Source organism: Neofamilia massiliensis (assembly GCF_001299475.1).
Classification (GTDB): Bacteria; Bacillota; Clostridia; order Tissierellales; family Peptoniphilaceae; genus Neofamilia; species Neofamilia massiliensis.
This window is the reverse complement of record NZ_CYUJ01000002.1, coordinates 751,464-771,915: the sequence shown is the minus strand read 5'-3', so window position 1 is coordinate 771,915 and position 20,452 is coordinate 751,464. Positions and strand designations below refer to the sequence as shown.

The 20,452-nt window shown below is 31.2% G+C and carries 16 protein-coding genes; 2 read left to right on the top strand and 14 right to left on the bottom strand.

The window, feature by feature from the left end; translation table 11 throughout:
- Positions 1-11: 11 nt before the first annotated feature.
- From BN2667_RS03685 to lepA, 6 genes are all read right to left on the bottom strand, one after another.
- Positions 12-743: a hypothetical protein gene (locus tag BN2667_RS03685; protein WP_054251969.1), complete on the bottom strand. Its 732-nt coding sequence runs from the start codon at positions 741-743 to the stop codon at positions 12-14.
- Between the two features lie 197 nt (positions 744-940).
- On the bottom strand, positions 941-1,576 hold the full coding sequence (locus tag BN2667_RS03680; protein WP_054251968.1) for a zinc dependent phospholipase C family protein: 636 nt from the start codon (positions 1,574-1,576) through the stop codon (positions 941-943).
- Positions 1,577-1,666: 90 nt separating this feature from the next.
- Positions 1,667-3,307 (bottom strand): glycosyl hydrolase family 18 protein, encoded by a 1,641-nt coding sequence (locus BN2667_RS03675; protein ID WP_054251967.1) that lies wholly within the window; start codon positions 3,305-3,307, stop codon positions 1,667-1,669.
- Between the two features lie 2 nt (positions 3,308-3,309).
- On the bottom strand, positions 3,310-4,335 hold the full coding sequence (locus tag BN2667_RS03670; protein ID WP_054251966.1) for a nucleotidyl transferase family protein: 1,026 nt from the start codon (positions 4,333-4,335) through the stop codon (positions 3,310-3,312).
- A 10-nt stretch (positions 4,336-4,345) separates the two neighbouring features.
- Positions 4,346-5,491 carry a radical SAM family heme chaperone HemW gene (hemW, locus tag BN2667_RS03665; RefSeq protein ID WP_054251965.1) on the bottom strand — a complete coding sequence of 382 codons (1,146 nt, stop codon included), beginning with the start codon at positions 5,489-5,491 and terminating at the stop codon, positions 4,346-4,348.
- A complete protein-coding gene (gene lepA / locus BN2667_RS03660; protein ID WP_054251964.1) occupies positions 5,481-7,280 on the bottom strand; it encodes a translation elongation factor 4 in 1,800 nt (599 codons plus the stop codon). The genes hemW and lepA overlap by 11 nt, the downstream gene beginning before the upstream one ends.
- A gap of 288 nt (positions 7,281-7,568) precedes the next feature.
- Here lepA and rpsT point away from each other — a divergent pair, with 288 nt between their 5' ends.
- Complete coding sequence (gene rpsT, locus BN2667_RS03655; protein WP_054251963.1) at positions 7,569-7,835, top strand: 30S ribosomal protein S20; 267 nt, start codon at positions 7,569-7,571, stop codon at positions 7,833-7,835.
- A 33-nt stretch (positions 7,836-7,868) separates the two neighbouring features.
- Here the strand turns inward: rpsT and holA are convergent, their stop codons facing one another.
- Positions 7,869-8,888: a DNA polymerase III subunit delta gene (gene holA / locus BN2667_RS03650; protein WP_054251962.1), complete on the bottom strand. Its 1,020-nt coding sequence runs from the start codon at positions 8,886-8,888 to the stop codon at positions 7,869-7,871.
- Positions 8,869-11,184: a DNA internalization-related competence protein ComEC/Rec2 gene (locus BN2667_RS03645; RefSeq protein ID WP_054251961.1), complete on the bottom strand. Its 2,316-nt coding sequence runs from the start codon at positions 11,182-11,184 to the stop codon at positions 8,869-8,871. The genes holA and BN2667_RS03645 overlap by 20 nt, the downstream gene beginning before the upstream one ends.
- A gap of 69 nt (positions 11,185-11,253) precedes the next feature.
- Here BN2667_RS03645 and BN2667_RS03640 point away from each other — a divergent pair, with 69 nt between their 5' ends.
- Positions 11,254-12,444: an alanyl-tRNA editing protein gene (locus BN2667_RS03640; protein ID WP_054251960.1), complete on the top strand. Its 1,191-nt coding sequence runs from the start codon at positions 11,254-11,256 to the stop codon at positions 12,442-12,444.
- Between the two features lie 46 nt (positions 12,445-12,490).
- Here BN2667_RS03640 and BN2667_RS03635 read toward each other — a convergent pair whose 3' ends face one another.
- The 6 genes from BN2667_RS03635 to BN2667_RS03610 all read right to left on the bottom strand — a co-directional run bounded on the left by BN2667_RS03635 (position 12,491) and on the right by BN2667_RS03610 (position 20,415).
- The gene (locus BN2667_RS03635) at positions 12,491-13,459 is read right to left on the bottom strand and encodes a 3-hydroxyacyl-CoA dehydrogenase family protein (protein WP_054251959.1); all 969 of its coding nucleotides are present in this window, start codon (positions 13,457-13,459) and stop codon (positions 12,491-12,493) included.
- Between the two features lie 106 nt (positions 13,460-13,565).
- Positions 13,566-15,902 carry a phosphoenolpyruvate synthase gene (gene ppsA / locus BN2667_RS03630; RefSeq protein WP_054251958.1) on the bottom strand — a complete coding sequence of 779 codons (2,337 nt, stop codon included), beginning with the start codon at positions 15,900-15,902 and terminating at the stop codon, positions 13,566-13,568.
- 78 nt (positions 15,903-15,980) lie between these two features.
- The gene (locus tag BN2667_RS03625) at positions 15,981-16,667 is read right to left on the bottom strand and encodes a metallophosphoesterase (protein WP_054251957.1); all 687 of its coding nucleotides are present in this window, start codon (positions 16,665-16,667) and stop codon (positions 15,981-15,983) included.
- Positions 16,668-16,669: 2 nt separating this feature from the next.
- Positions 16,670-18,424, bottom strand: a complete 1,755-nt coding sequence (locus BN2667_RS03620; RefSeq protein ID WP_054251956.1) for an ATP-binding protein — start codon at positions 18,422-18,424, stop codon at positions 16,670-16,672.
- Entirely contained in the window at positions 18,414-19,502 is a 1,089-nt protein-coding gene (locus BN2667_RS03615) for a metallophosphoesterase family protein (protein ID WP_054251955.1), read from the bottom strand. Before BN2667_RS03615 ends, BN2667_RS03620 begins: the two co-directional genes overlap by 11 nt.
- Positions 19,489-20,415 carry a carbohydrate kinase family protein gene (locus BN2667_RS03610; RefSeq protein ID WP_054251954.1) on the bottom strand — a complete coding sequence of 309 codons (927 nt, stop codon included), beginning with the start codon at positions 20,413-20,415 and terminating at the stop codon, positions 19,489-19,491. The genes BN2667_RS03615 and BN2667_RS03610 overlap by 14 nt, the downstream gene beginning before the upstream one ends.
- Between the last annotated feature and the right edge of the window lie 37 nt (positions 20,416-20,452).

The following is a 20,452-nucleotide window of genomic DNA, read 5'->3' as shown; positions in this document are numbered from 1 at the left end:
CAAAACTTAGCCTATCTATATCTCCTTAATACTTTTTCAATTAATCCATTCCAATAAGCATCTGCCAAAATTCTAATACTATCTTCTGAAATAAATTTAATTATACTTCTATATAAACTTGTAATTTCAGACTTTTTAAAAAGTCTATTTTCATATTTAAGTATGGCCTTGCCATCAGAACCTTCGTACATTTTAACTTGTCTATCAAGATTTTTATTTATTGAAAAAATTTTCGGCTTAATAACTCGTCTACTGTAAGATTTTACAAGTTTTTCTAAACCAAGGCTCATTTTCATTTCTCTTTTAAACTTATTTTGAAGCTTTGTTTTTAAATTTATTAAGTCTGGATTTTTATTAAGCTCTTTGTAAATACGGTCTTGAGAATAGATAGAAACTATTTCAAAGTTGTTTAAAAAACTTTTTTCTATTAGATTTACATACTTAGTAGACCTGTATCCAGCTTTGTAACCTTCTAAATAAAGTAAAAGTTCTAGCCTATTAAGATCATCGTGGATTAATTCTCCAATGTTTTTTGCAGCTAAATCTTTTCCTTCTCTTCCTCTAAGAGATCTTTTTATATACTTTTTAAAATCCCTCAAAGAAGTATAGTTTGGGCTTATGCTGCCAATAGAATCTTCAGTTTTTAAAATATCTATTAATAAATGTATGCTATTTAAGTCTTTATCATACAAGAACTTTCTTTTTAGACTGTTAGAAACATCTCTATTACTATTTGCTAACACAATATGCCTCCTATAGTAAAAATATTATACTATATTTTTTGCACTTTGTGAGGAAAAAGTGAATAATTTTCTATATTAAGTTTCTATTACACCTTTATAAGACAGTCTTAATCTTGTTTTTACAATTTATTTTATTTGAAAATATTTTTTTAGAAAAATAATTTATTTCATAAAAAAAGTTCCCCGAAGGAAACTTTTTAATATCCAAATGCAAGGTCTGTAGATTCTTTATAGCTATAAGATAAAATGCTTTCAATTATAAATTGATAAACAGCCTTGTTAAGTGCAAGTGCATAATCCAAATCGGTTTGGAAATTAGGCTCTTTTTCTAAATAAGAATTAACTACCTTCTCAATATTTTTCTTAATTATTAAAATCTCTTCTAAGCTAGAAGCAGCACCAGATTCAAATGGTTCAAATTCAATATCGATATGAGAAAACTCATGATCTTTAGAATAATCATTTAAATCTATTTCGTATTTAACATGCTTTACTAAAGACTTTGGAAACTCCCACCTGTCAGCATGGGCTCTACATGTAAAATCTGATAGATAGTGAGATATGATTCCCAAGTCTCTAGAAAAAGCCTTTAAGTTTAAATAAGATCCATTTGTAAAATCTAAAAACCTATTTAAAAATATTATTTTTACAATCTTGTATATTATATAATCAATGCTGTTGTCATAGTAGTGTCTGTATAACTTATATTTTGGTAAAATATCTGGAGCTACAGAACCCCAATCTAGCATCTTCTTGTTTAGTTCAATGTCGTAATTTTCTGATACAAATTCATATAAGTTTTGGCTTATAAGTTTGTGGGTTTGTGCGTGCATTGGAACCACCCCTTTATATTTTCTTTAAATTTATAGTACTAGATAAACTATAAGTGTTTGAGAATATTTAGTTAAATCTTTGTGAAAATTTTAAATATTTTCGTCTATTACACTCCAAATATCTAAGGTTTCAAAACCCTTTCTCCAAGAGGCAACTCCAGCTAGGCCATATTTTTCTACTAGAGATGTTTTGGCCTTTATAGATTGGCCATCTTCTAGCCAAATTGAAACTAGTGAATCACCTATTTGTTTGTGACCAACTTTTTGCTTGGCTTTAGTGTCCCATTCCATTTCAATATTATTTTTGCTTATAAATTCGTTAGCAACTTCCATAGAAACTGATTGAGAGCTTACTTGTCCTCCTTTATCAAACCAAATTCTAGTATATAGTGGTAAACTAAGAACAAACTTTTCCATTGGAATTGACCTAAATAAGACATTTGTATTAGCTTCAACCCAAGAATATTCAGCAACTGATCCAGCTGTTTGACTTGAAGACCAGTGTTGGTCATAAGCCATCAACATTATATAGTCTGCTATGTCAGCTAATGCCTTTCTGTCATAAGGTTCTTTTTCTACTTCAGAAAAAATTCTAGGAACAACATCAACACTTACAGTCATTCCTGCTTCAGAAAAAATTGGATAAAGTTCTCTTACAAATTGTGAGAAATTATCCCTAGTCTCAACATTAATATCTTCAAAGTCTATATTAATTCCATCAACTCCAATGTCCTGGCATTTTTTAAAAACGTCAGCTATTATTTCTTGCCTTCTACTAGTTGATTTTAAAGCAAGTTCTGTCAGCCCTTCTTTAAAAGAATTGTCAAACATTGGCCAAACTTTCATCCCATAACCTTGGGCTTTTTTTACATATTCATAATTTGACCTATCATCAATTGAAAAATCTTCATTTAAAGAAAACCAAGTAGGCGATAAAACATTAACGCCTACTAAGTTCTCAACTGAATCGCCATTTGGAGTTTTTACTGAAGTATAGTCCCAAAGAAGATTTATTTTTTCTTGTTCTTCTTCTTTGGCTGTTTCTAAAGGATCCTTTTCTCTAGAAAATTCTTTTAGGTCATAGGAAAGCTCTAAGTGTCTCTTTCTCATATAACCAGTTTTTCCCTCTAGCTGTCTTACCTTATACCATTCTGCCGTTTCTCCGTAAACATAAACCTTGTCATCTTTTGACATTATTTTTACTATTGGAGATTTTGAACTGGCTTCTTCTCTTAGATAAGAAGTGTTTACTGTTACTTTAGCAGTCATATATTCTTTATCTGTCCTGTCAATAGTAACTACCTTTTCTTCAGAGTTATATTTTAAGTCTATTGGGTAGTCATAGACAAAGGCTTCAATAGGAACCATAACTTCACCATCAATTTCTGTTAATGGAGCTCTTAAAGAGATTTCTACATCATTACTAGTTCCTGTAGATTCGTTTAGCTTATATCTTCTAACAGATTTTTCATTAGTAAAGACTACTGTTTGTTCATTGCTGTCGTAAAAAACATTTTCGTCTATTTTTTCTTTAATAAAGTTTAAGGAAATATAAACTTGGCCATCAATGACCTTTAAATAAGATTCATCTTGAAGGTCTCCTTCATAAATTAATCTGTTATCTGTATAAAGTGTTGATGTATCATCTGATTCACCATTTCTAAAAAAGAATACATATACTCCTCCAAACATTAACAGAAGAATTAGTAAAAATACAATTAATTTTTTCATAGTTAACTCTCACTCTCTTGGATTATTTTTATAATTTTTTCCCCTTCAGGGCTTTGTAAAAATTCTATAGTACTATCTACAAGTAGTGGATAGGCTTCTTCAGTCTTTCCTTCTTTAATAAGACTTCTAACTCTTGAAGCAGATATAGGACTACCCATTTCTACTTTTCTATCAATTTTTTTTAACCTGAGTTTCACGCCTAGGGTAGATTTATATAGTTTTTCATTATACTTGGCAGTAAGTCTATCTATTGGTTCATCTCCAACAAATCTAATATCAATATCTAAGTCCTTGGCTATTCTTTCAGAAAATATTTTTGCATCTAATTCTGTATAAATATCTAAAGAATCGTCAACTTTTTTTAAAAAATAAGTTGGAAAGGTGCCTTGAGAAATAATATAATTACCACCTTTTACCACTAAAACCTTTGGGTCATTTTTATATTCATTTTTTACTATATTATACCTGACTTCAGTAGGAAATGCTGATTTATTTTCTTCAACTACAAATATTATAAGTTCATCGACTTTTGACTTTGCATAGTCCATAAGATACTTATGGCCCTTGGTCATTGGATTGCAATTAGCTACAATTGCTCCCCTAGTAGAGGCTTTAGGATTTAATTGATTTTTAATAGATTTTACCCACTTTTTATAAGTATTAAAGCCACCTTCTAGTAAAAGGACTTTTTCAGTTTCGATTACTTTTTTTAAACCAATTCCTTTAAAGATATAATAATTTTCAGGTTTTGTAAATATAAAATGTTCAGTGACACCTAGGTCTAAAAGGTATGTTAAAAGCATATTATAAATTTGGGCTAAAATCCCCTGCCCCTTATAGTCGTCTTCTAAAAAGAAATACTTCATAACTTTGCCGTCAAGTGACCCAGTTCCAATTATCTTTCCCTGGTCTCTAACAACTACGCTGGCTTCAGGATTGTCATAGGCTACTCCGTGCTTCTGCAGGTAGTTCCAAATTTCTTTTATCTCAAAATTATTTCTCTTATTTACAAAATTGCTTGTTAGCATAAAATCCTTCCTATAATCTATAAAAGTCTATTTCTACTTGGTTGGCTAAGTCTAAACCTTTTTCTGTTAGCCTTAGGTAATTATCGTCTACATCTATTAAGCCTAAATTTAAGTTCTTTTCAATTTCATTTTCATAGACACTTAGAAAATCTAGAGAAAAAATCTCTTCTAATTTTTTGTAAGAAAATCCCACAGTTTTTCTAAGGCCCATAAATATATATTCGTTAATTTGATCTTGTCTAGTTAAAACTTCTTTTTCTTTTACTGGCAATAAATTATTTTCTAATGCTTTTATATAAGAAGAAAAGCCATCTACATTTGCAAATCTTTTATTGCCAATTTTAGAAGAGCTTGATAGGCCTAGGCCTAAATAATCTTCAAAGGACCAGTATTTTAAATTGTGCCTAGATTCAAAACCCTCTTTTGAAAAGTTTGAAATTTCATATTGATAAAAACCAAAATCTTTTAAAAAGTTTTTTGTAAAATGATACATGTCCCTTTCTAATGTCTCATCTGGCAGGTTAAGTTTATTAGTCCTTGTAGCCATATCATAAAGATTTGTCCCTGCTTCTAAAATTAAAGAATAAACTGACAAGTGCTTTAGGTCTAAAGACATTGCCTTTTTTAAAGAATCCTTTAAGGACTCTAAGCTTTGACCAGGAATACCTAGCATTAAGTCTAGACTAATATTTTTAAAACCAATACTTTTAGCTAATTTAATGGCAGTGAAAATATCTGAAGCCTGGTGGATTCTACCTAGGTCTTTTAGTTCCTTGTCGTTAAAAGACTGACCGCCAAAACTTAGTCTATTAATTCCTGCTTCTTTGTAGGCTTTAAATTTTTCTAAGTTAACAGAGTTTGGATTGAGTTCAATAGTAAATTCAAGGTCACTAGCTATAGAAAAATTATCTTCTAAAGCTTTTGAAATTCTAATAATTTCTCGTTCATCTAAAATCGATGGCGTTCCTCCGCCTATAAAAATACTATCAACTAAATAATCTTTATAGGATGGTCCCTGCATAAAAATTTCTTTTATTAAAGCATCTATATAAATACTTCTTTCACTTGCTGATGATTTAAACGAATTAAAATCACAATAGTTGCACTTTTGCTGGCAAAAAGGTATGTGGATATAAAGTCCTAACTTACTTTTCATCGTATTTTAAAACAGCTAAGAAGGCATTTTGAGGAACTTCTACTGAGCCAATTTGTCTCATCCTCTTCTTACCTTCTTTTTGTTTTTCAAGAAGTTTTTTCTTTCTAGAAATATCTCCACCATAACACTTAGATAAAACGTCTTTTCTTAAGGCCCTAATAGTTTCTCTGGCAATAATCTTGTTGCCAACTGCCGCTTGGATAGGAATTGCAAATTGGTGTTTAGGAATTTCATCAACTAAGCGTTCACAAATATTTCTTCCTCTTTCGTAGGCCTTTTCTCTATGGACTATTAATGATAAAGCATCTACTAGCTCACCATTTATTAAAATATCTAATTTAACTAAATCACTTTCTTCATAGCCTGCCATTTCATAGTCCAAGGAGGCGTATCCTGAAGTTTTTGATTTTAAAGCATCAAAAAAGTCATAGACAACTTCATTAAGTGGTAACTGGTAGTGGACAGCAACTCTTGTTGTGTCTAAGTATTCTATATTTTTGAAAACTCCCCTCTTTCCTTGGCAAAGCTCCATTATTGTTCCTACATAGTCTGAGGGAGACATAATAGTTGCATTTACTATTGGTTCTTCCATCTTTTTAATTTCAGTTAATGGTGGAAGGTTCGATGGATTTTGAATTTCAAGAACACTTCCATCTGTTTTGTGAACCTTATAGATTACTGATGGAGCTGTTGTAATAATATCTAAATTAAATTCTCTTTCAAGTCTTTCTTGGATAATTTCCATGTGCAAGAGACCTAAGAAACCACACCTGTATCCAAAACCTAGGGCCTGGGATGTTTCTTGTTCAAAAGAAAGTGAGGCATCATTTACTTGAAGTTTTTCTAGAGCATCTCTAATGTTTGTAAACTCTTCTCCCTCAGCAGGATAAATTCCACAATAAACCATAGACACTGCTTCCTTATAACCAGGAAGAGCCTGAGCCGTTGGATTATTTGCATTAGTAATCGTGTCTCCAACTCTAGCATATTTAACATCTTTTATTGAGGCAGTGAAAAATCCTACTTCACCTGCCTTAAGCTCGTTAGTTAAAATCTGTCCATCAGAAACATAACCTACTTCATCAACTTCAAATTCTGCACCATTGGCCATAAATTTAATCATTGAGCCTGGCTTAATATTTCCATCAAAGACTCTAATAAAACAAATTACTCCCCTGTATGAATCATAAATTGAATCAAATAAAAGAGCCTTTAGTGGACCGTCGTCTTGGCCTGATGGAGCTGGAACTTTTTCAACTATGGCTTCTAGGACATCATCTATATTTAGTCCTGTTTTTGCAGAAATTAATGGAGCGTCAGATGCATCTAAGCCAATTATGTCTTCGATTTCATGTTTTACTCTTTCAGGTTCTGCTGATGGTAGGTCGATTTTATTAATAACAGGAATAATTTCAAGGTCTTGGTCTAAAGCAAGATATACATTGGCCAAAGTTTGAGCTTCTATTCCTTGAGCTGCATCAACTACTAAAATAGCCCCCTCGCATGCAGCTAAAGATCTTGAAACTTCGTAGTTAAAGTCTACATGACCTGGAGTGTCTATAAGATTAAAAATATAATCCTTGCCGTCCTTGGCCTTATAGTTTAGTCTCACTGCCTTTAATTTAATTGTAATACCACGTTCTCTTTCTAGATCCATACTATCAAGAACCTGGTCAGAAATGTCTCTTGCGGCCATAGTTCCTGTGTTTTCAATAAGTCTATCAGCAAGTGTTGACTTGCCGTGGTCAATATGGGCTATTATAGAAAAATTTCTAATGTTTTTGTCCATAAAATTTTTTTACTCCTCTTATTAAATCTCTATATTTATATTAATCAAACAAAGTTCCTTTAAAAAATATATTTAGGGAGAAGATCCTGCTAAATACTAGTTTAATACTTGTCTATTTTATCAGAAAATCGTAAAATTATAAAGTATCTACTAATAAAAGCTATTTTTGAAAGTCTAATCTTATAAATTTGCTGGTATTTTTCGAAAAAAAACTTATTTTTCTTGAAATTATAAGACAAGTAACATATAATAAAGTATACGAAATAATTTTTATCTTGGAGGTGGACTATGGCTAATATTAAATCATCTATTAAAAGAGTTGAAATAGCTAGAAGAAATGAAGCTAGAAATAGAGCAATAAAATCAGAAATTAAAACTTATGTTAAAAAATTTGAAAAAGCTGTTGCTGAAAATTCAGTTGAAGATGCAAAAAAATATCTTGACTTAGCTGAAAAGAAATACAGACAAGCTGAAGCAAAAAATGTAATGCATAAAAATAATATTTCTAGAAAAATTGGACAACTTACTAACAAATTTAACGCAATGTCTAATTAATTAAATCCCCTAAGCTAGGGGATTTTTTTATATCTACTTACAAAGACTGACTAAGAGATATTCCATTAAAAATAAATCAGAATAAGAAGTTGACTTTAGTCTCTTATCTGTTTGTAAAATAAGTTCTAAGTTTTCTCTAAGTTTGCAAGGAGTAAATCTTCTAGAAGACCTTTGAATTACCTTATATTCAAAGTCAGAAATTCCTATAGTCGACCTTATAAATGCATCTGATTTTTTCATTTCAAAAAGAGATACATATTGATAAAAGTGGCTGTACCTTCTTTGGATCATATAGAGGATGCCTGGCATAGATTCATTTTTTTCATAGAGGTCATGTAAGTAATTTATTGCTGCTTTTGAATTTTTGTCTGCCAGTGAATCTAAGAGATTAAATATATTTGAATCTTTAGACTTTTCAACTATCTTATCTATATCTGCCCTTGTGATTTCACTTCCATCACTATAAAAAACTACCTTGTCTATTTCTGTCACTAGGTCATAGAGATTTTTTTCAATTTTTTTATTTAAATAACCTGTTAGCATTAAAAAATAAGAAAGATCGTCATCTCTTATTTTCTTTTTCTTGGAATTAAATTCTTTTTTTATAAAGTTTCTAACTTCAATATTAGAAAACTTTTCAAATTCAACAACTCGATTTATCTTTTTAAAAAACTTATAAAACTTAGTATTCTTCTTTAAGTCTTGGTCTGAGTCGTGAAAAATTACTATAGTGTCTTCACTTAAATTTTCTAAGGTGTCTAAAAGGTCTTGGCTCAGGTCAATTTTTCCTAGCATTGGACCTAGCTCATCAATTAATACCAGCCTTTTATCAGCCATAAAAGGAAGGGTTTCAAAGTAGGCATAGAAGTTTTTTAAATCAATAGTTGAGCCGTGAACATGTGTGAAGTTTAAGTCTCTAAAGGGTCCATCAATATAGGATTTTATAATATAGTCAATGGTTCTCTCTATTGCCAGGGCTTCATAGCCTAAAAATAAGTAGGCTCCTCCTAACTTTTTACTTAAAAGTATATTTTTAAAATCTTTGTAAATCATTATCTTCCTCTTTTTGTTTTATATAATAAAGACTGCCTACAAATATTATAACAAAAAATACTTGCCTTTCATAAGCAAATATACTATTCTTCTTAGATCCTGCTGTAATGTAATTAATTTCATCTCCTATTTCAAAGACAATTTCACCTACTTGGTCTGTCCTTAAAACTTTTGAATTTATAAAAGATAGATTTGTTAATACATCTGGGGCTGGATGACCATAAGAGTTTTTCGCTCCTACGGAAATTATTGCATAGCCTGGCCTAGTTTCTCTCAAGAATTCTTTTGTTGAAGAATATTTTGATCCGTGATGGGAGACTTTTAAAATATCAACTGGTCCAAATTGCCCCTTAAGTTTTCTCTCTATATTTTCACTAATATCTCCAGTAAATAATATCTTCTTTCCCTTATAATTGCAAAGGACTACTAGAGACCTGTCATTTGATTCTCTAACATTTTCTATATCAGTATTTAAAAATTCCAAGTAAAAATTCTTGTCTATAAATAATTTATCCCTAGGAAAAAATATTTCTACACCAGTATCTACAATTTCTTTGTAATTTGGATCGTTTTCTTCTGGAGCGTTAATTAAAAGAGCCTTAACTAGGCCGTCTTCTATTAGACTTCTAGTTCCAAGGATGTGGTCAGCATCAAAATGGCTTAGGATAAGAAGGTCAATTTTTCTAAGGCCACGTTTTTTAATGGCCTTTTTCGTAACTTCAATGCCTGGATTGTAAGCTGAATAAGTTGAGCCGCCTGTGTCAATTTGAATATAAGTATTTTTATAAGACAAGTAGGCCGAGTCACCTTGGCCAACGTCAAAAAATCCAACAATTAATCTTGGGTTTAATAAGTTATAGGAATTTATTAAAAGAATAAGAGCAAAAATACTATAAGCTAGAGGCCTATACTGGTAAATTTTTTTGTGTAGAGATTTTTTTAGTAAAATAAACAAGGATATATAGTATAAAAATACTTGGTATAAGCTTGGCTGATAAAGTCTCAAGTAGAAATCAAATTTTTCTAAAAATACCTGCAAGTAAAAGTTGCTGACAGTAAGTATTTGATCGATAAATAGATAAAAAAAGTTCAAAGAAAAAACTAAATCAAAAATAATAGCCAGATAAGATAAAATCAAAATAAAAATAATTACTGGACTTAAAAGTAAGTTTATAAGAAAGGAAAAAATATTAAAATTGTTAAAATTATAAATTAGAAGTGGCAGAATCATTATATTTACACTGGCATAAAGAGTAAATAAACCATAAAGACCATCTTCTCTTTTTGGATTTAATCTAGGATTCAAAATTAATATCCCAAGTACTGACAGATACGAAAGTTGAAGGCCTAAGTCAAAAATCGCCATAGGCTTTAAAGTTAAAATAATTATTAGTGAAATAAAGACTACTGAAAAATTAGAAACTTTTTTGTTTGTGATTTCAAAAATCCCCTTTAAAAAGTACATCAAAATAGCCCTTGTAACAGAAGGTGTAAAGTCTAAAATATAGGCATAAAAAGTTAAGGCTGCCATAAGGAAAATAAATCTAAGCTTATAAGTTATATTAATCTTCTTTAAAATAAAGTCTAGGCAGAATATTATTATGTATATGTGAAGACCTGAAATCGCCAATAAATGAGCAAGGCCTGCATCAGAGTAAGCCTGACGGGTGTTTGCATCGAGAGAACTCGAATCAGCTAAAACTAATTTTTTAATAATTGACGAGTTTTCATAGGATAAATTTTCTTCAATTGAATGGTTTATTTTTTCAAGTAATTTATATTTACCTGATGATAGAAGTTTTGTGTTTTCATATTTTCTAAGTGTCAGGGCCTTTGAAGATCCCCAAATATTTTCTCTTTGGTAATAAGACTTTATAGATGGCAGATTAAAATTTTTGCTTTCGCTAATTTCTGTAATTTCAACTTCAGCTTTTATAAAGTCGCCCCTATTAATTTCACCTAAGTTTTTTCCGCCAATGTAAAATTTTTTCTTAGACTTGTCTTTAACTAAAATTCTCTTATAGCCTTGGTCGTAGTCTTTAAGGTCTATAACTTGACCGTCAACAGATAAAATAGTCCCAGGCTCATAAAATTTTGCTCCAGCTCTGCCTAAAAAAATGTTAATGACAACAACAAGAGAAGCTAATAATAAAAATTTATTACTTTTATCAAAACTAGTAAAAGCAAAAATACTTATTAGCAAAATATATAAAAATAAGATATTGATATTAAAAAGATTATAAATTACTATCGCCAAAATTAGGCCAAGTAAAGTAAAAAATATATTTCTTTCCATAGTTAGATTATATCATATTTATAGGCTGCTAATATATGTCTTTTATGGTAAAATTATCTTGGTGATACTATGAAAGACAGACTATATATTTTCAATCAATACTTAACAGAAATCCAGGCTAATATTATTTCAGCTGAAAAAATTGAAGACAACTACCATATTTTATTAGATAAGACAATTTTTTATCCTGCAGGACTAGGTGGTCAAAAGGGCGATATTGGCACAATAAATGGCAAGGAAGTAATTAAAGCCTATGAAAAAAATTCTAGGATTTATCATGTTGTTAAAAATAGAATTGATTCAGACTCTGTGCTTTTGAAAATCAATTGGGAAAACAGACTTCACATTATGCAAGAACACACTTGTCAGCACTTGGTCTCAGCTTGTTTTTATAGGCTTTATGCCATAGATACTCTTAGCTTTCATGCATCTGATGACCATATCACTATTGATTTTGATACAGAAGATATAGAAGAAAGACAAATTAAGGAAGTCGAAGACTTAGCAAACTTTATAATACAAAATAATCTTAAAGTTAAGGCCTATTTCCCTAGCGATAAAGAACTTGAAAATATTTCCCTAAGACGAGAACCTAAAGTTGAAAAAAATTTAAGAGTTATAGAAATTGATGGCTTCGACTACTCTCCTTGTGGAGGAACCCATGTTTCAAGAACTGGAGAGTTAGGACTAATAAAAATAGTAGACTGGGCCAAACAAAATGGCAAGCTTAGAATTTTCGTAAAAGTTGGAAGGGATGCATTAGAAGATTATAGGATAAAGAACGAAATGTTTAAATATATTTCCAAGGACTTGTCTGCAAATACAAATAATCTTTTAGAAAAATACACAAGCTTTAAGAAAAAAAATCAAAGCCTAGAAGAGGCCTTTAGTAAATTAAAATCTTCTTACTTAGACTTATATGCTGGGAACTTAATTGTCCAGGCAAAGAAAAATCCAAAAAACTTTTATTCTAAAGTCTTTGATGACCTGGATTTTTCCCAAGTTAATTTACTGGTAAAAAAACTTGAAGATGAAAATATTATCTTGGCTCTTTATAAGTATGAAAATGAAATTTGTAACTTTTCTATAAGTATAAATGGAAATCTGAAAGCTGATTTGAAAAAGATTAAATCCTACTTAGAAGATAAGTTTATACTCAAGGCCGGCGGATCAGAAAAATTTTTACAAGGGCTAATTATAAGTAATGATAAAGACGAAGTTTTAAAATTCTTTAATGATGACTTAGAAAAATTGCTTTAAAGAAAAAGTTGACTAGATCAACTATGACCTAGCCCATTTTTTTATTTTAGACTTCTAATTTTTTATGGAGTTTTAATATTTCTATTAACATTTCATCTCTATATTTGGCTAGATTTTCGTCAGTGTTGCCTTTTTCTTTTGGTCTATTTTTAATGGCTTCTTTGACTCCATCTACAGCTTTTTTCTTACTTGATTCACTCATTGTCGTCCAAGTTGCTGCATCGCTAAGCCAGGATTCCATTGATGGTCCAATGTGGTGCAAAAGTCCTTCAAGGCCGTGGGCTCCTCCACCTAGGTGGAAAATTTGACCTGGACCCATAATTGCCCATCTAATTCCAGGGCCAAAGGTAAGGGCTGTTTCTGCATCTTCCATAGATACAACATCCTTGTCTACTAGGTCCATAATTTCTCTCATGACAAGGGCTTGGAGTCTGTTAGCAATAAATCCTGGTACTTCGTTTTTTATAATTATTGGTTTTTTGCCAAGTCTTATAAACATTTCTTTTACTTTTTCTGCCAGAACTGGATCAGATTTTTGTCCTTGAGAAATTTCTATAAGTGGAATTAAGTGAGGAGGATTATAAGGATGGGCTCCAAAAATTCTCTCTGGATGTTTGGCATCTTCTGCTATTTTTGTAATTAATAGGCCTGAAGTTGCTGACCCAAGAATTGTATCCTCATCTGCATATTCTTCAAATTTTTTCACAAAGTCTTTTTTCACTTCATAGTTTTCTGGTAGGGCTTCTTCTACATAATCTACATTTTTTAAAGCTGTGGCAAGGTCGTTGGTAAAGGAAATCTTACTTAGGATTTCTTTCCTGTCTGCTCTTGCTATTACTTCTTTTTCAACTAGATTTTCTATATAGTTTTCAATTAAGACCTTTGACCTTTCTTCTCCTTCTTTGCTTCTGTTAAAATTAATAACTTCCATTTTCTCCATAGCAAATAATAAGGTAAAAGATGAACCTATAACTCCACCACCAATTACTGCTGCTCTCTTTAATTCTCTAGTCATTTTATCCTCCTTCTCATTTTTATATTAAACTTATACCCAAGAATATTTTTAGCATATAAAGTTTTCAAAAAAATTAGGCCATCTATAAAGACAGCCTAAGATTTATTTATTTTTTAATTGAATTTAAAATTAATTTTTGTTCTACTTGAGCAACAACCCTTCTGGTATATTCAACAGTATCTGGGTTTACAGAAATTGAAGTAATTCCATTTTCTACTAAAAATTCTGCAAACTCTGGATATTGAGATGGGCCTTGGCCACAAATTGAACAAGTCTTGCCATATTTTTTTGCTGCATTAATTAAAATCTTTACAGCTCTTTTTACAGCTTCATTTCTCTCATCAAAGTAACCCATGTTATTAAGCTTTTCTGAGTCTCTGTCTGATCCCATAATTAGTTGGGTAAGATCATTTGATCCAATTGAAAAGCCATCAACTAATTGAGCAAATTCTTCGGCTTGCATTACAACTGATGGAACTTCTGCCATAATCCAAAGTTTAAAGTCTACACCTTGAACTAAACCTTCTTCAGCCATTATCTTCTTAGCATGGATAAGTTCTTCTGGTGTTCTAACAAATGGTAGCATAACTACAACATTTTTTAGTCCATGTTCTTCACGAACTTTTTTAATTGCTTGGCATTCTAGTCTAAAGCCTTGTTCGTATTCTGGAGAAATATATCTAGATACTCCCCTCCAGCCTATCATTGGGTTTTGTTCAATTGGTTCTACTTCTTCTCCGCCTTTTAGTCCCCTGTATTCATTGGTTCTAAAGTCAGATAGTCTAACTGTAAGTTGTTTTGGATAAATAGCTGAGGCTACTTGATAAATTCCTTCAACTAATTTGTCAACCATAAGGTCAGTTTGGCCAGTTTTTACTAAATACATTGGATGAACGCCAATCATATTAGTAAAAATAAATTCAGTTCTCATTAGGCCAATGCCATCAAATGGTAGGTGTTTGTGTTTGTCAATTAGGTCTGGTTGACCTAGGTTCATATAGATTTTTGTTGCAGTAACTGGAGCTAAAAGTGTTTTTAGTTCTTGGGTCATAACTAAGTTAGCAGAGCCCTCTTCCTTTTTGTGGTCTTCAACTTTTTTATTTAGAACATTGCCGTCATAAACAACTCCCCTAGTTGAGTCAACTGTTACAAATTGACCTTCTTTAAGGTTTTTCATAGCGTTCTTTGCTCCAACTATACAAGGAATTCCTAGCTCACGAGAAACTATTGCAGCGTGACAGGTTCTTCCACCTTCTTCAGTGACAACTGCTGCACATTTTCTCATTGCAGGAACCATGTCAGGATTTGTCATTCCAGTTATTAGTACATCGCCATCTTTTACTTGATTAATGTTATTTAAGTCTTCTACTATTCTAACCTTACCTCTACCAAGTCCTGGTGATGCTGCTAGACCTTTAGCTAATACAATTAATTCTTCTTTTTCATCTGGTTTAATTGTAGTTATTGGTCTAGATTGAAGGATATAAAGGTCATTGGTATCTTCATCAATTCCCCATTCAATGTCTTGGATGCTGTTATAGGATTTTTCAATTTTTAAACCGTAATCAATTAGCTTGTTTAATTCATTTGTGCTTAGACATTCATTTTCAACAGCGCCATTGCCTAGGAAGTCTGCTACATTTACAATTCTTGTACCTATGCCATCATCGGCTTTAATTACCATTACATTTTTTTCAGAAATTGTAGTTTCAATAATTTCTTTGGTATTTTTGTTTATAATATATTCATCTGGAGTAACCATACCTGATACAACTGCTTCTCCCAAACCATATGATGCATTAATCATCATTTCATCAATATTTTGAGAAATAGGATTTGCAGTAAACATAACTCCAGATTTTTCACTGTTGACCATTTTTTGAACTACTACACTTAGAGCTACGTCAAAGTGGTCGAATTTTTGTTTTTCCCTATAATAAATTGCCCTTGCAGTCCAAAGAGATGCCCAGCACATTCTAATATGCTTTAATAACTCTTCTTCTCCTGCTATGTGTAAGTAAGTGTCTTGTTGGCCAGCAAAAGACGCATCTGGAAGGTCTTCAGCTGTGGCAGATGATCTAACTGCTACTTGTGGATTATTTAAGTTTACATCCTTGGAAAATTCATTGTAGGCAGCTCTAATTTCTGCCTCTAAATCTTCTGGAATTTTACTTTCATTAAGTTTAGCTTGAAGCTTCTCACTAACTTGAGTTAATGAATCTGGATTATCTACATCTAATCTTTCTAACAAGACTTTTACAGTTTCATCTAAATTAGTATATTCAATAAAATAATTGTATGCAGTTGATGTAACACAAAATCCTGGAGGAACATCTAAACCCATTTGGGTCATTTCTCCTAAGTTTGCTCCCTTACCTCCAACTAGGCCTATATCATCTTTACCTACTTCATTAAATTTTCTAATGTACCTATACTTTGACATGCTAGTCTCCTTTCATAGTCCTCTAAAAAAATTATATCACAAAAATTCATTATTAGTGTAATTTTGAAAAAATTATTCTTAGCCAATCTCTTGCAATTTAAAGTCTACATAGTCACTTGAAACACATTTAACATCTATATCTAAAAAGTTTCCTTCTTTTACCATAATATGACCTGGCCCGTGAAGGTGCCCATAAAGACAAAGAGAAACATCGTAGTTTTTCATTAAGTGCAAAAACTCATTAGGCTCTTTTTTTGAATCAAAGGGCGGATAGTGAATAAGACATATTCTCTTTTTATCTTCTAGGTCACTTGAGGCCTTTAAAGATAAGTTCAATCTTCCTAATTCTCTATTAAAAATTTTTTCATCTTCTTCAGAAAAATCTTCACTGTCTCTTGCCATCCAACCTCTTGTTCCAGAAATAACATAGTCCTTATAGACAAAGGTATCGTTGTGAAGGAAGTGAATTGTCTTTAGTTCAAGTCCGTCTAGTTTGTTTTTTGTAGACCACCAATAATCGTGGTTGCCTTTAATAATGCACTTAATACCTGGCAGGTCGTCAATCATTTTCAAATCAACAAGCGCCTCTTCAAGTTTCAAAGCCCAAGATATATCTCCAACTAAAAGTACTAAGTCGTCATCTCTTACATTTTCTTTCCAAAAATCTATAATCTTTTGGTCATGGTCTTTCCAGTTATCTCCAAAAATATCCATGGACTTGTCTTTAGTGTGGTCAAAGTGAGTATCTCCAATAGCCCAAATCATATTTAACTCCATAATTTTATAATATTTATATTTGCTGGATCTAAAATTAAATCCCTTGTATTACTTGTAAACAAAATAATTTGATAATCTTCAGAAAGTTTTTCTAAAAGTTTTAAACTGGCCTCATTTCTATTCATGTCGTAGAGAGAAAAACCATCGTCAATAATTATTGGAAAATCTACACCTGAATTTACAATAAGTCCTAACCTATAGGCTAGATAAACTTGACCAATTGTAGCCTTGCTCAGATCTTCTATATATACAAACTTTTGTAAGCTATTATCAAAAAGTAAAAGGTCTAAATCTTCATTAATTAAAAGCTTGCTGTATTTATTATTAGTAATAATTTTTATAAAATCAGAACAGTCTTCAATTAGATTTGTAGAAACTGTTTCAAATTTTACCTTGGATAGCTTTTCAATTATTTCAACGGCAGTGTCTTTCATCTGACTTTTAAAATTTAAGTCTGCAATTTTATCTAAGATGTCTTTTTTCTCTTGGTCTAAGAGCCTAAGATTTTCTAAGTCCCTGTCTCTTTCTTTTACTTGGCTATAAAAAACTTCTCTTTGAATGGCCCTTTCGTTAATTGTGTCTTTAAGATTATTAATCTTTTCAATTAAATCCAAGGAATCTTCTTCTATATATAAATTAGATCCTTCTTGGATTTTTAAGGCTTCTATAAGTCCGTCTAAGTCATTATAGAGAATTCGAAGTTTAGCCTTGGTTTTCTCCTGACTTTTACTCTTAAAATATCCATAAGACAATCTCAAAAGTCCAAGGATTAAAGTTAATGCAAGGCCTGTTATTAAAAGCTGCATACTTTTATATTTAAAGAAGTAAATAAAAAATATAAGTGCTGGCAAAACAAATGAAAAATTTATTATTTGTAAAAAACTTTTGCTAGAAAGAGACTCTTCTAGGTCTTTGATTTCGTCTTCAGTATTAATTTTTTCTAATAAAAGTCTTCTCTCTTCTTGTCTGCTTTCCGTATCTGGTCTTTGTCTCAGACTTTGGTCAAGATCTTCTTCTAGGATTTCCAAATCTTCTTTTAGCTTGTTGATTTCCCTATCTAGGTCCATAGACTTTATTAAAATCTCATCAGTATCTTCCCTGTCATAGGATAAACTAATTTGTCTATTAATATCTTCTAATGATCTGGTCAAATGCTTAAGTTCTTTTTTGTCTTCTTTTGTATAGGCCTTGGTCTCGATGTTTTCTATAACTTGTCCAATAGATATATCTTCAGACTGGCTAGAGAAATGATTGATAATCCTATCTTTCAAATCATAGGACAATCTGTTTTTCATTTGATTGTCGTCAGTTATTTCAAAAATATCTCTTAAAGTCGATTCGTTTATGCCAAAATAATTTTCGTCAAAGGCTTGGACCTTTCTACTGGTATCAATATTAAAATGGTCTCTAGAGTCTCTTCCTGTCTCCGAATCAAAAACAGAAAATTTTTCAAAGCCCTTATTAAAGTTTCTATAAATGTGATAGGTCTTTTTTTCGTCTTCTATTAGGCCAGATCCTTCATAGCGGTTTGAGTTCCATGGAATATATTTGTCATAGTCCTTGGTATAAACTGCTCGAGTTGACCCTGGAAGAGTTCCCCCAAAAAATAAATTAAATATAAAAGACCTAATAGTAGACTTGCCTGACTCGTTAGGACCAATAACTACATTTAAACCTTTTTTAAAGTTGATTTCCTTGTCTATTAGTTGGCCATAAGATGAAATATTTAGTTTTCTAATCTTCATAGCTATCACCTAGGTCAAAAGATTCAAGGCCAATTTTCACTAGCTGTCTTTGGTCTTTTTCGTCATAATTATTAAAGACATAATCAAAGTACCTGCCAATAATGTTGTCCTTGTTTGCTGCTAAAAGTCTTTGAAAGTTAATTTTCGGACTTGTCTTATCAACTATATAAATTAGACTATAGTCTCTTTTAAGAATGGTTTCTAACTCTTCAAAATCTAGATTTTTAGACTTTCTTCCTAAGAGATTTAATCTTATTATGTCTGTCCTCTTTATGTCTGTAAATATTTTCATCAAGCCCTTAAACAAATCCTTATTGGCAGAGATTTCAGATACATCAAAGTCTAAATCATAATAGGACCTTTGGGCCATTTTAATAAAGTCAACCTTGGCTTCCTTGCCAGAAAATTCTACTAAAAGTCCGCCGTGTGGACCAAGGTTATTAAATGATAGGGGCTCTAGACATCCTGGATAATAAGAAAGTCTGCCTGCTTTTTTGGGCTGATGAATATGGCCTAGGGCTATATAATCAAAGCCTAAGTCTTCTAAATATTTTATATCCAAGGGCAAATAGTCAGAAAGGCTCGAGTCTGTTCCGTGAATTGATAAAATGTTTGTATAAGACTTATCTAAGTCAATGAACCTTAGAGGATTTTTTTGATATTCAACCCTGTCCCAAGAAAAGCCATAAATCCTTATGTTTTTATATTCTCTATATTCTAAAAAATCAGAAAAAATATGGACGTTATTTGAAGAAATCTTTTTTAAATAGTCAGACTTTGGACTTAGGTGGTCGTGGTTGCCTAGGCTAATATAAAATCTCATTTTAGAAAATTTTTCAAAAATAAAGGAAAGCCTGTCTAAGTTTGACTTAGTAATTTTGTCATTGTCATAAAGATCACCTGGAATTAAAACTATTTCAACTCCTTCGTCTTCAGCAAAGCTTAAAGACTTCTCAAAAGAATCCCAGATTTCTTCTTTACGAACCTGGGATTCATTAACTTTTTTGCTAGAAAAATTAAAGTCTCTTCCTAGATGAACATCAGCTATATGGAGAATCTTTATTTTATTTTCTAACATTTGCCTGCTCAATTTCTATATTATTAATGCTGGCCTTTATTGTTCCAGCGTCTCTATTTAGTTCTTCTCTTTTTAGTTCTAGCTTGCTTGCAGCTAGAGCAATTTTAGCTGCCATTTCAAGGTCATAGTTTTTATTTATTGATGCAATAAAACCTGCCAGGACCTTGTCCTTGTTTTTTCTATCAAAGTCAAAGCCTTCCCCAAAACTTGTAACTATATTATCTTTGTCTTGGACTTGAACTGTGGCCTTGTCAGAATAATAGATAACGTATTTTATGCCAAGGTCAATTAGGTTCTTAATTACATTGTTAATCTCCCAGTTAAAATTTAGTTCTTTCTTGGCATAAGATTCTAAGGCCTTTCTGTCTACAAGAATTGTGTGTGGTCTATAAGAAATTAATTTATTAATGTTATTTTTGTTGGTAATAAGAGCTAATTTTTTCCCAGCCTTAAAGGCAACATTTATAAAGTTTATATAAAACTCTTCTTCATAAATAGAATTATTAGTCTCAGGAAGAATTATAAAGTCACTTTTCCTTATAGTTTCTAAATAGCCTTCATAAATATTATTTCTTTCGTCATTAGTAATACGGGGTGTTTTTGAATAAATTTTTAAATCTCTTATTCCATCATAAATAAAAAGCTTTTCCCTAGTTGAGTCTTTAATATTTATAATTTGGCCCAAGGTATTTTCTCTTTTTAAAAGCTCCCTGTAATTGTCTCCTACAAAACCTCCCAGATAAGTAAAAATCTCAGATGAAATATCAAACATAGAAAAAATTCTAGCATAATTAATGGCCCTAGTGTTTATTTCTATAGAAAAGTCTTCTGCCTCTAGGTCGTCTGCTGAGGAAAACTGTTTAATCTTATAAGCTTTTTTTAAATATGGATCAATGTCTACAATTAAATTCATAAAATCACCTCTTTATATATTAAATAATAGCAGAAAA

What these genes read in the sequence shown, in the direction of transcription:
- BN2667_RS03670 (WP_054251966.1), bottom strand. Translation starts at nt 4,335, where the DNA reads ATGCTAACAAGCAATTTTGTAAATAAGAGAAATAATTTTGAGATAAAA.
- lepA (WP_054251964.1), bottom strand. Translation starts at nt 7,280, where the DNA reads ATGGACAAAAACATTAGAAATTTTTCTATAATAGCCCATATTGACCAC.
- BN2667_RS03635 (WP_054251959.1), bottom strand. Translation starts at nt 13,459, where the DNA reads ATGACTAGAGAATTAAAGAGAGCAGCAGTAATTGGTGGTGGAGTTATA.
- ppsA (WP_054251958.1), bottom strand. Translation starts at nt 15,902, where the DNA reads ATGTCAAAGTATAGGTACATTAGAAAATTTAATGAAGTAGGTAAAGAT.
- BN2667_RS03645 (WP_054251961.1), bottom strand. Translation starts at nt 11,184, where the DNA reads ATGGAAAGAAATATATTTTTTACTTTACTTGGCCTAATTTTGGCGATA.
- BN2667_RS03620 (WP_054251956.1), bottom strand. Translation starts at nt 18,424, where the DNA reads ATGAAGATTAGAAAACTAAATATTTCATCTTATGGCCAACTAATAGAC.
- BN2667_RS03610 (WP_054251954.1), bottom strand. Translation starts at nt 20,415, where the DNA reads ATGAATTTAATTGTAGACATTGATCCATATTTAAAAAAAGCTTATAAG.
- rpsT (WP_054251963.1), top strand. Translation starts at nt 7,569, where the DNA reads ATGGCTAATATTAAATCATCTATTAAAAGAGTTGAAATAGCTAGAAGA.
- BN2667_RS03615 (WP_054251955.1), bottom strand. Translation starts at nt 19,502, where the DNA reads ATGTTAGAAAATAAAATAAAGATTCTCCATATAGCTGATGTTCATCTA.
- BN2667_RS03640 (WP_054251960.1), top strand. Translation starts at nt 11,254, where the DNA reads ATGAAAGACAGACTATATATTTTCAATCAATACTTAACAGAAATCCAG.
- BN2667_RS03675 (WP_054251967.1), bottom strand. Translation starts at nt 3,307, where the DNA reads ATGAAAAAATTAATTGTATTTTTACTAATTCTTCTGTTAATGTTTGGA.
- holA (WP_054251962.1), bottom strand. Translation starts at nt 8,888, where the DNA reads ATGATTTACAAAGATTTTAAAAATATACTTTTAAGTAAAAAGTTAGGA.
- BN2667_RS03625 (WP_054251957.1), bottom strand. Translation starts at nt 16,667, where the DNA reads ATGATTTGGGCTATTGGAGATACTCACTTTGACCACACTAAAGACAAG.
- hemW (WP_054251965.1), bottom strand. Translation starts at nt 5,491, where the DNA reads ATGAAAAGTAAGTTAGGACTTTATATCCACATACCTTTTTGCCAGCAA.
- BN2667_RS03680 (WP_054251968.1), bottom strand. Translation starts at nt 1,576, where the DNA reads ATGCACGCACAAACCCACAAACTTATAAGCCAAAACTTATATGAATTT.